Annotated in this window: 12 protein-coding genes; 7 read left to right on the plus strand and 5 right to left on the minus strand. The window is 66.6% G+C overall.

From position 1 onward, the window contains the following. Positions 1–10: 10 nt before the first annotated feature. From MPARV_RS0109000 to MPARV_RS0109015, 4 genes are read right to left on the minus strand one after another with little or no spacing between them, the layout of a single operon-like run. Positions 11–1,165, minus strand: coding sequence for a glycosyltransferase family 4 protein (locus MPARV_RS0109000; protein ID WP_012224719.1), 1,155 nt, complete (start codon positions 1,163–1,165; stop codon positions 11–13). Then, positions 1,162–2,376 carry a tRNA epoxyqueuosine(34) reductase QueG gene (queG, locus tag MPARV_RS0109005; RefSeq protein WP_020378004.1) on the minus strand — a complete coding sequence of 405 codons (1,215 nt, stop codon included), beginning with the start codon at positions 2,374–2,376 and terminating at the stop codon, positions 1,162–1,164. Before queG ends, MPARV_RS0109000 begins: the two co-directional genes overlap by 4 nt. Continuing rightward, positions 2,373–3,788 carry an NYN domain-containing protein gene (locus MPARV_RS0109010; RefSeq protein ID WP_020378005.1) on the minus strand — a complete coding sequence of 472 codons (1,416 nt, stop codon included), beginning with the start codon at positions 3,786–3,788 and terminating at the stop codon, positions 2,373–2,375. The genes queG and MPARV_RS0109010 overlap by 4 nt, the downstream gene beginning before the upstream one ends. 35 nt (positions 3,789–3,823) lie before the next feature. Beyond that, positions 3,824–4,045: a hypothetical protein gene (locus tag MPARV_RS0109015; RefSeq protein WP_020378006.1), complete on the minus strand. Its 222-nt coding sequence runs from the start codon at positions 4,043–4,045 to the stop codon at positions 3,824–3,826. Between the two features lie 144 nt (positions 4,046–4,189). Between MPARV_RS0109015 and MPARV_RS0109020 the strand changes: the two genes are divergently transcribed. From MPARV_RS0109020 to MPARV_RS0109050, 7 genes are all read left to right on the plus strand, one after another. Beyond that, complete coding sequence (locus MPARV_RS0109020) at positions 4,190–5,950, plus strand: DEDD exonuclease domain-containing protein (protein ID WP_020378007.1); 1,761 nt, start codon at positions 4,190–4,192, stop codon at positions 5,948–5,950. Positions 5,951–5,999: 49 nt separating this feature from the next. After that, positions 6,000–6,551, plus strand: coding sequence for a hypothetical protein (locus MPARV_RS0109025; protein ID WP_020378008.1), 552 nt, complete (start codon positions 6,000–6,002; stop codon positions 6,549–6,551). A gap of 44 nt (positions 6,552–6,595) precedes the next feature. Then, complete coding sequence (locus tag MPARV_RS0109030; RefSeq protein ID WP_020378009.1) at positions 6,596–6,985, plus strand: ectoine synthase; 390 nt, start codon at positions 6,596–6,598, stop codon at positions 6,983–6,985. Positions 6,986–7,421: 436 nt separating this feature from the next. Next, positions 7,422–7,946 (plus strand): phytanoyl-CoA dioxygenase family protein, encoded by a 525-nt coding sequence (locus tag MPARV_RS25335; RefSeq protein ID WP_020378010.1) that lies wholly within the window; start codon positions 7,422–7,424, stop codon positions 7,944–7,946. A gap of 88 nt (positions 7,947–8,034) precedes the next feature. Continuing rightward, entirely contained in the window at positions 8,035–9,030 is a 996-nt protein-coding gene (locus MPARV_RS0109040) for an FUSC family protein (RefSeq protein WP_012224733.1), read from the plus strand. A gap of 55 nt (positions 9,031–9,085) precedes the next feature. Further along, a complete protein-coding gene (locus tag MPARV_RS0109045) occupies positions 9,086–9,319 on the plus strand; it encodes a hypothetical protein (protein ID WP_012224734.1) in 234 nt (77 codons plus the stop codon). Between the two features lie 161 nt (positions 9,320–9,480). Beyond that, entirely contained in the window at positions 9,481–10,296 is an 816-nt protein-coding gene (locus MPARV_RS0109050) for an LURP-one-related family protein (protein ID WP_031277942.1), read from the plus strand. 439 nt (positions 10,297–10,735) lie between these two features. Here MPARV_RS0109050 and MPARV_RS0109060 read toward each other — a convergent pair whose 3' ends face one another. Beyond that, complete coding sequence (locus MPARV_RS0109060) at positions 10,736–12,631, minus strand: hypothetical protein (protein WP_012229882.1); 1,896 nt, start codon at positions 12,629–12,631, stop codon at positions 10,736–10,738. Position 12,632: the final 1 nt, after the last annotated feature.

The following is a 12,632-nucleotide window of genomic DNA, read 5'->3' on the forward strand; positions in this document are numbered from 1 at the left end:
GGAATTCTGTTCATCGAGCGGGCTCCGTGACGCCGCCGAACCGTTCCAGCGCCGCCGCCAGGTCGGCCGCCAACACGTCGTAGTCAAACACCCGCTCGGCGCGTTCCCGAGCCACCCGCCCCATCTCGGCCAGCAGGTCCGGATCGGCGACGAGCGACCCCACCGCATCGGCCACCGCCTCAGCATCGTCGGGCGTGTCGACCACCAGGCCGGTCTCCCCGTGCTCGACCGCCTCGTGACTGCCGCCGGAGCGACCTGCCAGCGACGGCACGCCGGCTGCGGCAGCCTCGAGGAACACGATGCCGAAGCCTTCCTGCTCCAAGCCCCCCCAGCGGTCGCGGCACAGCATGGCGAACAGGTCGGCGGCACCGTAGTACTCGGCCCGCTCGGCGTCGGTCACTCGTCCAAGCAGCCTGACGTTTCCGGGCCCATCAGCGGCCAGCCGTTCCAGGCGCTTCCTGTCGCGGCCGTCGCCCGCGATCGCCACCGCCACGTCATCACCGCGACGGGCAAGCACGTGGGCCGCCTCAATCAGGGTATCGAAACCCTTTCGCGGCACCAGACGGCTCAGCCCGAACACCAGCGTGGTTTCCGGTGCGATCCCGAGGCGTTTCCGAACCGCCACCCGCTCGACGCGGCGCAACGGGGTGATGTCGGAGGTGTCGACGCCAGGCGGAATCACGACGTTGGGCAGCGCACGCCCGGCGGCCCGCTCGGACTCGGCCAGCGGGTAGCCACCGGCAGCGATGATGCCGTCGGACGAGCGCAGCACGCGGCCAAGCACGGCCTTGGTGAGCGGCATCCGGCCGGGCACGGTGATCTCGGCGCCGTGCACGACGATCACCCACGGGATCCCAAGCCGCCGGGAGACAAGGGGCCCCAGCAGCGACAGCGGCAGCGCCGGGTCAAGCACCAGCAGGCGGGCGTCGACCTCGCGTGCGAGCGCCTCGATTTTGCCCACCAGCATCGGGTTGGGGATCAGCACGGGCTCGCGGGTTCGGTCGATGCGGTGCGGTGCGGTGGCATCGAACGCGTCGGCCCCGTCGTACGGGGTCGTCAGCACGGTGACGTCGGCGGGGTCAAGGCGACGCCACAGCTCCCACAGGTAGCTCTGGATCCCACCCACCTTTGGGGGGTAGTCGTTGGTGACCAACAAATGCTTCACGATGCCCCAGTCTGATCGATGCCCGGCGACTGCTGGGATGGCTGCTGCTCGGATGGCTGGAATGACGCCAGTTCGGCGGCGACGGCGCTTCGATGTCGGTGAGGCCGCACCAGATCGTCGCGGCCGAGCGCCAGCGCCGCCCAGGCGGCGTGACCGGCCAGAAGTTCCGACTCACCGCCCAGATAGCGAACCAGGGCGGCCTCCACCTCGGAGTCAACAGAGTGTCCCCCGTTCCGGGGGTCCCGACCGACGTGACCGGTGTTACCAAGGATCACCAACGCGTTGCGACGCAGCGCGTCGGGGTCTCGCCCGGGCAGGTACCAGCGGCCGTAGCGCTCGAGCACCTCCTCGTCGTCGAGGCCGAGCAGGTCCAGCACCACCACGGTGGGCCCGGGGTCGTCGCCGAGTGGACCGTCGCCATGGCGTCGTGCGGCCACCCGGCTGGGCGGGCACACCACGGTGCATTCGTCGCAGCCATACAGGCGGTCGCCGAGCGCAGCCCGATGCTCACGAGGAAACTCACCCGGTGCCTGCACCAACCAGGCCAGACACTTGCGGGCGTCAAGTCGGCCGTTGGCCAACGCGCCGGTGGGACAGGCCGGTTCGCAGGCCCGACACGAGCCACAACCATCCTCCACCGGCGTGCCGCGCCCCGGCAGCTCAGCATCGGTGACAACCGACCCCAACACCACCTCGCCACCCTCCTCCGGGGTGATCAGACCGGTGTTGCGACCGATCCAGCCCAAGCCGGCCCGCACCGCGGCAGCACGATCCACCAGCGCGTTGTCGTCGGCGACGACCCGCGCCCGATACCCGGCGGTCCGCAACTCCTCGGCCACCCGCTCCAGAGCCGAGCGCAGGGTGGTGTAGTAGTCATCGGTGGCGTACCGGGCCACCCGCGCCGTTGGCTCACCGATCGCACCAACGTCGGTTCGCGGCTGCCGATAGGACACCGCGCCCACCACCAGGCTGGCGGCGTTGCGCAGCAGCCGCTGCGGATCGGTGGAGCGCTCGGGGTTGCGGTAGGTGAACGCCATCGTGCCCGCCAGCCCCGCCTCCCGCCGGTCGAACAACTCCTGCCGAGCTTCAAGAAACGGCTGGGTGTCACAGATGCCCACCGACACCAGCCCAGCCTCACGGCCAACCTCGAGCAGACGATCGGCCAGCCGGTCCAGGCCCGGGCTCGCCGTGACGTTGAGCGGGATGCTCACGATCCTGCGCCGGAGGGGCGGGCACCCGACAGAAGGTCCCGCAGGTCGTTGGGGCTCAGCAGGTTGGCGCCGCAGGCGGACACGCCGTCGCGGACCCGCCGGTCGGCACTCATCACCGCCACCGGAATCGACGGGTCGGTTGCGGCGACCTCGTCGATGATGTCGTCATCGGCCTCAACGCCGGCCTCGGTAAACGTCACCCGAACGCGAAGCGGTGCGGTCACCGCCGGCGCGCCACCGGTGTCACCGTCGAAAACCACCCGAATGTGGGTGCCACATGCTGTCGCCACGCCGCTGAGCGATCGAACGAGTGCCTCTCGCTGGGCCGGAAGGGCCAGGTCGCCCCAGAGCGCCATCGTCACGTTGTACCCGTCGACCCACATCACCAGTCCCGGCGTTTCGAGCAACGCACGAGTGGCGGCCGTCGTGCCCTCCCTCAGGCCGCGTCCCACCCGTACCGGCCGCCGACGGGGCGATGCGCCCGGCGACCGGCGAGCCCCGGCATCGGCCGGTCTTCCAACAGCGTCGTCCGAAGCGGCAGCGTTGTCCGTGGCGGCAGCGTCGTCCGAAGCGGCAGCGGCCGGCTTGCCCGCCGAGTCTGGATTCAGATGCTCGGCAAGCGCGGCCATCTCCAGCGCCAGCCGTTGCACCTCCTGGGCGGTCGATCTGCCTACCGCTTCGGCGTGATCGGCCCGCTCTCGCTGCTGCTCCAGGTCGGCCGCTGGATCGTCCGGCGGCGTGCCGGCGGATTGGTCGTTTCCACGCTGCGAAGCGACGTCGGACAGGCGCTCCGCCTCGGCAAGCGCGAGTCTCAGTTCCCGAACCTCGGCGGTGCGTTCCCCCAACCGTCGACGCTCATCGGCCAGTTCCCGAACCGCCCGCCGACGTTCCTCAAACAACGCCTCGTTGGCCGACGCCAACTCCGCCGAGCGGGTCATGGCGTCGGCCAGCCGACGTTCCACATCACCCAGGCGTTTCAACTCGGCTTCGCCGGCCGTGCGAGCGGCCTCCGCCACCTCCGCCCGTGTCCGCAGCTCGGCCGCCAACTCCACCGCCGAACGCTCGGCATCCCGTTCCCGATCGTCGGCAGCGGCATCCTCGAGGACTCGTGCAGCTTGTGTCACCACGTCGCGCCAACCTTCGTCACGTCGCAAAAACGCCTCGGCGGCCGAACTCAGCGCAGTGGTATCGGTGCGTTCGGCGACCAGCTCACGAAACTCGTCGTCGCGGTCCAAGACCCGTTTCACCGCCGTCAGGGCGGTGCTCGGCCGCTTGTGAAACCCCAGCACCGCCTGAAGGCCTCGCGGCGGTCGTCGCTGAGGGTCCTCGTTCATCCCCGCCTCGGCCACGGCCAGCGCAGCCTCCAGCGCAGGGCGCACCACCCGGTCCTCGGACGACGGGCCGGGGCTCATGGTCGGCTGCGATCGGGCATCACCCGCACGACGGGTCAGGCCTCGGGGTCGTCGACGACCACAACGCCCGAACCGGTCGAACACCAGCGGCACGTCACCGACTCGATCTCCTCGTCGAGTAACTCGCTGGACTCCACGGTGAGCTCACCGCCCACGGAATAGTGGTGAAACTCCTTGGTTCGGCGAGTCGCCACCACGTCGAAACGGGTGAGGTTGCCGCAGGTGGTGCAGCGGTAGCGCGGTGGGGCCTGCGGCATCGGCCCATCGGTCGTCGTAGCGTCGATCACAACAGTGCAGGCTACCGTCCCCAACCGCCCGACCCGGACTCACGACGCCCGGAACAACCTCGTGCGGAATCGAATTCCTGTTCGACGAACGAACGTTCGTCTACGCTGAGCGACATGACGTCGCCGCACACCACCGCCAGCGTCAGGCCGCCCGTCCAAACGTCCCTGGACGACCTGGGCACGCCGTTGGCCGACGTCACGTTCTGTGTCGTCGACCTGGAGACCACCGGGGGAAGGCCGGGGGTTGACCTCATCACCGAGGTGGGGGCGGTCAAGGTGCGCGGTGGAGCCTGTTTGGGCACCTTCCAGACGCTGGTGAACCCGGGTCGGGCCATTCCCACCAACATCACCGTGCTCACCGGCATCACCGACGCGCACGTGGTGCGCGCACCCCGCATCGAGGCGGTGCTGCCATCGCTCCAGGAGTTCCTTGGCGAAGCGATCCTGGTTGGCCACAACCTGCGCTTCGACCGCAGCTTTCTCGACGCCGCCCTGACCGCCGGCGGGCGCGAACCGCTGACCAACCGTGGCGTCGACACGCTGGCGTTGGCCCGTCGGCTACTCCGCGCCGAGGTGCCCGACTGCAAGCTGGGCACGCTGGCCAGGGCGATGCGCCTTAACCATCAGCCCTCCCACCGGGCGCTCGACGATGCACTGGCCACCGCCGATCTGTTGCACGTCGAACTCGATCGGGCCGCGGCGTGGGGGGTGACCGGCCTGGACGACCTCATGGCCATGCCCAAAATGGGGGGCCATCCGCAGGCCCGGAAGCTGGCGTTTACCGAAAGGTTGCCCCGCTCCCCAGGCGTGTATCTGATGCGCAACGCCCAGGGCCGTGTCATCTACGTGGGCAAGGCCACCAACCTGCGCTCGCGGGTGCGCAGCTACTTCTCCACCGACACCCGCCGCAAGGTCGGTCGCCTGCTGGAGGAGTGCGCCCGCATCGATCACCGGCGAACGCCCTCCACACTCGAGGCCGCAGTTCTGGAGATTCGGCTGATTCAGGCACTCGATCCCCACTACAACCGCCAGGGGCGACCCGGCAAGGGCGGCTGCTGGTTGACCCTGACCGATGAGGCCTACCCTCGCCTCACGCTGGCCCGAACCCCGCCCGCCACCGGCGCGGCGCTCGGGCCGCTGCCCTCTCGCAAGGTCGGGCAACTCATTGCAGAGGCGGTCGGCGACGCCGTACCCCTCCGCCGGTGCACCACTCGACTGTCCGCCCGTGGCGGGCCGCGGAGAGAAGGCCCCTGCACAGCCGCGCAGTTGGGGGTCACCGCCTGCCCCTGCTCCGGCGATGTCGACGACGTTCGGTATGCGGCCGCGGTCAACCAGGCCACATCGGCATTGACGGGCGAGCACCGCCTGGTGGCCTCCCCTCTGACCGGACGGATGGAACGACTATCCGCAGAGGAACGCTTTGAGGAGGCGGCCGCCACCCGCGACCGTCTCGCGGCCTACGCCTCGGCCCTGCGCCGGTCTCAGCGTTGCGACACCCTGCGGGCACCAGCGCTTATTCGGCTGGTCACCCCGGATGGGTCCGTCGTCGAACTGAACCACGGGGTGGCGGTGCGCTGGTGCGACCCCGACGGTTCCTGGCGGGTCGCCGAGGCCGGCCCCGAGATCGGCTCGCCCGACCAGCCGCTCACCAAGGCCATGGCCGACGAGTTGGTCACGGTGGCGTCATGGGTAGACCGCTACGGTGCGGCCTGCCGCATCGAGCATGTCGAGGGCACCTGGGCCTCACCGTGGCCGCCGCCCCCGACCGTTGCGCCACGCCGAACTGCTTCCATGCACCCGGCTCGAGGTGTGGCTGATCGCCGGGGCCGTTCGGCGACGGCGCCATCGCGGATGCCACGCATGGGCCTAGGCTGAACAAGGGTGAGGTGCACCCGATGAAATCGTCGTTGGTGAGGAGTTCAGGTTGAACCCGTCCGCCGTTCTGTTGATCGCCATGGTGTCGTGGTTTGTCCTGGTCGCAGGCACGGCCGCCGCAGCGCTCACCGTGCTCGTGCGCCACAACCGCCCTGTGCCATCCCAGCGCAGCAGTGCTCCGGTGTGGTGGCTGGCCGCACCAACCCCGTCGGCCTACCTGCACCGCCGAGTGGTCCGTTCGGCCAGGGGCGTACAGCGGGCCCGGGCGATGCGACATCGGCACGGCGGCCCAACCGTGGTCGACGAGTTGGCGGCACGCTTCGAAGAACAGGCGGTGGCGCTCGACGATCGGCTCGCGCTGGCGGCCACGCTGCCCCGACGGGAACGGCGCAACGAGTTGGTGGCTGTACACGTACGGGTTCGTCGGGCCGAGGAGGTTGCCGCCGAGGTGTCCCGGGCCTACTCCGACGAACCGGCGTTACCGGGTGATGGCGGCGACCCGCTGGAGCAGGTCGCCGACGACCTGACGGTGCTGTCGGAGGCCCGACGTGTGGTCAACGACGTGTCCCGCAACGCCCAGCCTGCGCCGCCACGCTCCTGACGTCGAACTGCTGCCGGCGACCCCCACACCATTGGAGACCGCTCATGATCGTGCGCAACCTCACCGACCTGGAGAACACCGAGCGCGACGTTCGGGCCGAGACCTGGCGGTCGCGCCGCCTGTTGCTCGCCGACGACAAGATGGGCTTCTCGCTGCACGACACGGTGCTCTATGCCGGCACCGAAACGACAATGGAGTACCGGAACCACTTCGAGGCGGTGTACTGCATCGAGGGCAAGGCAACGATCGAGAACCACGCCACCGGCGAGGTGCACGAGATCACCCCCGGGGTGATGTACGCCCTCGATCAGCACGACCGCCACATCGTGCGGGTGATCGAGGACTTTCGGGTGGTGTGTGCCTTCAACCCCCCGTGCACCGGCGCCGAGACCCACGACGAGAACGGCGTCTACCCCCTGCTGACCGTCGACTGAGCGGTCGACCAGCACTGCCCATAACAAGCACTGCCACATGAGAACAAGGAGCTGATTGAGGTGAGCGCACAGCTTGCGCCCGCACAAGACCGATACCCGTCCCGGGTGGGACAAGCCGGGGGCTTCGTCCCCCGGGAGGACCCCGTGCTGTGGGGCGAGCGGCAGCACGGCGACGGCCCGCTGAGCGCCGAGCAGATGCAGCGCTTCGACACCGACGGATTCGTCGTGATCGAGGACGCCATCGACGCTGCCACGGTCACCGCCTGTCTGACCGAGCTGGCCGATCTCGAGGCCGACCCCGCCCAGCTGGCCTCAGAACTGGCGATCACCGAACCGGACGACGGGCTCCTCCGCTCGTTGTTCGACGTGCACCGGGGGAACGGCCCCATGGCGTCGCTGGCGACCGACGACCGGCTGGCGACGGGCGCCCCGCCAGTTGCTCGGCGGCGACGTCTACCTGCACCAGAGCCGCGTCAACCTCAAGCGGGGCGGCGGCAAGACGTTCCCCTGGCACTCCGACTTCGAGACCTGGCACGTCGAGGACGGCATGCCGGCCATGCGGGCCGTCAGCGCATCGGTCGCCCTCACCGAGAACCGGGCGTGGAACGGGCCGCTGCTGCTGATCGCCGGCTCACACAGGTGGTTTCTGTCGTTTCCGGGACGGACGCCGGACGACAACCACCGCACGTCGCTGAAACGCCAGACGTACGGGGTGCCGCAGAACGACGACCTGGCATGGCTCACCGACCGCGGCCGTCTGGACGTGTTCGAGGGCGACCCCGGTTCGGTCGTGTTCTTCGACTGCAACGTGATGCACGGCTCTCCGGACAACATCACCCCGGCCCCGCGCACCAACGCGTTCTTCTGTTACAACGCCGTCGACAACGCGCTCGTCGAGCCCTTCGGCGGCACCGAGCCCCGCCCGAACCACATCGCCTCTCGGGAGTTCTCGGCGGTGTAGTGCGCGACCGCTACCCTGATCTCCGCTGTACGCGCGGCCGGGGAGAACACCACATGGACGTGTCGCAGGACGATCGGGACGACACGGCGTGATCCGAAGCGGCGCCGTCACGTGGAACTGGCGGTTCGCCGGTTATGGAGCGGCGTTGGGCCTGGTGGCCGTCATCGTGGTCTTCTCCGGTGAGGTGCTCACCGGCACGTACCTGATGATCGGCTCCATTGCTGCTGCGATCGTCGGGCTTGCGCCAGAACGCAAGGCGAGACGACCGGTCATCATCGTTGGGGTCCTCTTCGGAGTTTCCATCCTCCTCGGCTCGATCCTGGCGCTCTGGGTACCACTCGCCGTCGTCGGCATGTTCGTCGTTGGGTACCTGGCAGCCCAGCTTGCGGCGCGCAAGCCGGCCGGTGTCGTAGCCCTCAGCGTGATCCTGCCGCTGACGGCGATCGGACTGACCTACCACGGGATCGCAAACTCGGCGAAGGTCGCCGGCCTCATGATTCTGGGAGCGATCGGTTCGTACGCCTGGGCCATGGTTCTGCCCAAGTACGAAGGCGAAGTGCCTCAACCGCCACAGCTGACACCGCCTGAGGCCAAGCACTACGGCCTCGTCCTCGGGGTTGCGGGGGCGCTGTCGACGCTGGTCGCCTTCGCGCTCGATGTCGACTACGTCGGCTGGCTGGTGGGGTCGACCCTGTTGGTGATCAGGCCAACGTGGGACCTGCTGAGCGCCCGCGGCATTGGTCGTATGGTCTCCGTGCTCGTAGGAGGTACGGCCGCGGCCCTCCTCCTCCTTGCGGACCTGCCCACTCCGGCGATCGCCATCGTCCTCTGGTTAGTGCTCGTGACGATGGCGGCGACGTCGGCAAGCCGCTGGTACGTCACGCCGGCATTCACGTCGTTTTTGATCCTGTGGGCGCTGCTCTACGGCCAAGCCGAACGCAACGGCGTGAAGGTCAAGCTCGACGAGCGGGTCGTGGACACGGTGATCGGGGTGGCGGTGGCGTATTTGGTGTCCGGGGCCTTTTTACTGCTGGGGCGTGTCGCTGCAAACCGGCCTCACGACGAGGCCCGAGTCGCATCATGAGCCGCCGCATCATCCGTTAGCCGCAGCGTGGGTTGCGGCGGGTTATGTCGTCGCCATGCCCCACTTCCCGCTGCCCTATGCCGGCACCCCGGGCGGGATCGATGGCGCCGACGTCCAGCACCAGCCCGGCGATGTGAGCTTTGTCATCGACCAGGTGCTGGCGGATGCTTCCAGCGAGGACACCGTGTTTGCCGGTCTCGTTGACGACGAGAAGATCGGGGTCGCCGGCCACTCCGATTTGCTGTCGTTGGGTGGACTTCCAACGACAGACCTAGCGATGTTCCCCTAGACCCGATTGCCCCGGCATGTGTGGAGGAGATTCTGCCACACCCGTGCCGGTTCCGTGACGCCCTGGCTGTCCTTCGCCCCACCTCCGTGGCCCGTGGAGAGTGCGCCGCAGGCCCAAAGGTTGCGAGACCGGCAACCTCGCTCGCCATGTAGCGTCTGAACATGACAGCGCAGTCTCCTGCCGGCTGGCACGCCGACCCATTGGGGCGCCATGAACTTCGATACTGGAATGGCGGTCAGTGGTCGGAGCACGTGTCAACCAGTGGGCGGCAGGCGATCGACCCTCCTGTTCAACCACAACCCCGCCCGGTCGGTAAGCAGGGCCGCAGGGTTACTAAGCAACTGCGGAAAATGGGCCTCTCGGCCAGTGGGCAACCTGGGGGCGGCACGTTGTTCACGGAGCGGGTGCTGGTCTTCAACCAAAACGCCAAGCTCCTCGAGGTCAACGCTGAGTACACCATCTACAGCCAAGGCGGCACGGAAGTCGGCTCTGTTCGCGAAGTTGGACGGACGTTCATGAGTAAGACATCAGGACCCACTCGTAACCGGCAATCGCATACCTTCGAGGTCGTCGACACGCACGGCAAGGTGCTCTTTCGTCTGAACCGTCCGGCGAAGATTCTCAGGTCAAAGATGTCGGTTTTCGGTGAAGACGGCGAGGCCATCGGCCAGATCGCCCAGAAGACGCTTGATCTCGCTGGATTCCGGGGCTTCAGCACGAAATTCACCCTTGAGTCCCACGGCGATCCGGTGGGTTCGATGATCTCTGACGGCCAGGAGGGCTGGGAATGTGTCATCCATGACCCAGCCGGCAACCAGGTTGCGCAGATCACACGGTCCTGGGCGGGCATGACGAAGGAGGTGTTCACCAAGGCCGACAACTACGTATTGCAATTCCGTCGGCCACTCGAGGAACCCCTGCGCTCCCTCGTGATCGCCGGCGCCGTTGCCTTCGACACAGCCTTCAGGCAGAAATAGAGTCTCCCGCTCGTGGGTGCCGAGCGGGGCGAGCAGTGACCACGATACGCGGGCCGCACCTATATCGAGTGCCACGGTCGTCCGGGTCCTGAGCAACAACGATGATGCTGTCATTTGGTGGGCGCCGGTGGCGACGGCTCCCTCGTCGGGCTCATCACCCGAAGGTGGCAGGTTCGAATCCTGCCCCCGCCACCAACGAGGAGGCCCGGATTCCAAGGAATTCTGGGCCAAGCGGTCAGGTGCGCCAATCCGGCGACCGACCGAAACCGCCGCTGTGTCAAACAGCTGTCAAACTCCAGCAATTGCTGCGAGTCGCCCGCGAACATCCCGACCGGTAGGCCGTAGGCAACACCGTGACCAGGCGCCATATACCGGTCACCTAGCAACGGGGCGGATGGGTTCAGGCCGAAACTGGACCGATACGAGAGGTAAGCGTAACCTATTTACTGAGTTCGCTTGGGCTCGGCATATTCGCAGGAATCACCACCGTTATCACATATTTGGGTCGCCCCGACTCGTCGATTGACGGTATCGAGACAGTCCAGGATTGTGAAGCGATGTCGTTGTAGCGCGCCGAGTCCTCGGTGGTGTCTAGAACGATAAGAAATGCGCAGGCCGCAGTGCCGCCGGTGTACCGCTCAGCCTGTCCGACGTACTTGCGGAGGGATTCCTGGTCAGCATTGGTCTTCTCGGCTTTGAACTCAAATGGAATGTGGGTGCGCCCCACCACCAGCTGTCCGTCGGCCCTCCCTCCCGACATGTTGGTCCGCTCGTCAGTCCATCCACTCCCGAGAGCCGTTGTGGTCATGGCCTGTCCGATGTCATCTTGCAGATGATGTTCGAGTGGTTTCCCCACGTCTACATTCGCCAAGTCTCTGAAACCCCCGAAGGCGCGTGTCGCGTCGGTCTTGCGTCTCGCATAACTGAGGACGAAATATGCAGACAGAGTAACGTCGGTCATCGTTTCAAGAGAGACTTGGTCGTCGCTAGAGAGTGGCTTCAGCACTTGTCCAAGTGAGGCATCGAACTCCGGCGTGCCTAACAACTTGTTGTTCTTTAGGTCCACAATGAGCCCTGCCATCGTCCCCATACCGCGATTGATGTAGTGGTCAGCGAGCTCGTCCAGAAGTTCGTCGATAGTGGCCGGCGCCTCGTGGCCGGCCCAAGATTTTCCCAGAGACTCTTCAAACCGGTCCACTACGGCGTGAAGGTCGTCGGCAAGCGATCCGGCTGGATCCGCATCAACGATCCGTCGGGCAGCATCGATTAGAGCGTGGTTGGAGAGCAGCGTAACGTCAATCGAATTGAACCATATTTCTCCGCCAACTTCGACTGCTAGTGCAAATCGTTGAGCTTTGGTAGCGGCCTCAAGAATCTCGTAAGGCGACACTCGGTCGTGGCTGCTTCCCAACGCTTCTGCGGCCCTAGCTGCCAAGTCTGCGGCCTGAACCCACGCGACACGGGTAGAATTAGCGAGCACTGATGACGTTAATGTGTCGGAGCCGAATCGAGCGATCCGTCCAGCAGCATCCTTCAGCGCGTGGATGGTCGTCTCGAGTTCGCCGTTGTCCTCTGGACTTCGCACCAATCTAATGACATGAGTGAGGCAATGCATGAAATGTGCGTCGTCGTGCTCATAGTCAGAATCGAGTGCCGCCGAGAAGAACGACAGCGCTTCCTCGATCGTCTGATCGACTACGCCGATGGTTGGCGCATCGGCGACACGGCTGAACGCGAGCTGGCCGAGGGCGAAGTTAGCGTCCGCCGCAAACAACGCCTCCGCCGCCATGCCCTCAAGAAACGCCTCTGCTGCGTCGGCGTAGTCTGGTCGTGTTAGGGCAATGCGTAGAACCGATCGCATGTTCACCTCACCGGCTGGCCATGTCTGGTTCTGTGGAATGAGACCCACGAGCGCCGGGGCGACTGCGGCCCACCCCACCACCTCGGCAGTAGCGAGCGTGACCAGGAGTTCTCCCGCATATGCCGCACGGACTTGGTTGCTGCTCGCCTCCAGCGATGAAAAAAGCGCTGGGGCAACTTGCGCGGCCTTCATTGTTGGGAGGGTGGCAATGGCCTCAACTACCTCTGAGACAACGGAATCGCCACAGGCGCGGAACGCCATTCCGAAGAACGCGAGTGCCATATCTTGTTCGGCAACCAGGTCCCAGCCGTTCGCGATGGTCAGGCAGGCCGTGCCGGCGACTTCTGAAGATGCCAGCTCGGCACCGTGGCGGAGGAGGGTCTCCTCGCCTCCGAGCTCTTCCAGGGTGGGATTTCGACCGTGAGACCGAGCCGTATTGGTCTTGGCAAGTACGTTGTCAGCGACGTCACTCAAT

It is taken from the genome of Candidatus Microthrix parvicella Bio17-1, assembly GCF_000299415.1.
Taxonomy (GTDB): domain Bacteria; phylum Actinomycetota; class Acidimicrobiia; order Acidimicrobiales; family Microtrichaceae; genus Microthrix; species Microthrix parvicella.

Coding starts and splice junctions, on each gene's coding strand:
- MPARV_RS0109010 (WP_020378005.1), bottom strand. CDS start 3,788: ATGAGCCCCGGCCCGTCGTCCGAGGACCGGGTGGTGCGCCCTGCGCTG.
- MPARV_RS0109015 (WP_020378006.1), bottom strand. CDS start 4,045: ATGCCGCAGGCCCCACCGCGCTACCGCTGCACCACCTGCGGCAACCTC.
- MPARV_RS0109020 (WP_020378007.1), top strand. CDS start 4,190: ATGACGTCGCCGCACACCACCGCCAGCGTCAGGCCGCCCGTCCAAACG.
- MPARV_RS0109030 (WP_020378009.1), top strand. CDS start 6,596: ATGATCGTGCGCAACCTCACCGACCTGGAGAACACCGAGCGCGACGTT.
- MPARV_RS0109045 (WP_012224734.1), top strand. CDS start 9,086: ATGCCCCACTTCCCGCTGCCCTATGCCGGCACCCCGGGCGGGATCGAT.
- MPARV_RS0109050 (WP_031277942.1), top strand. CDS start 9,481: ATGACAGCGCAGTCTCCTGCCGGCTGGCACGCCGACCCATTGGGGCGC.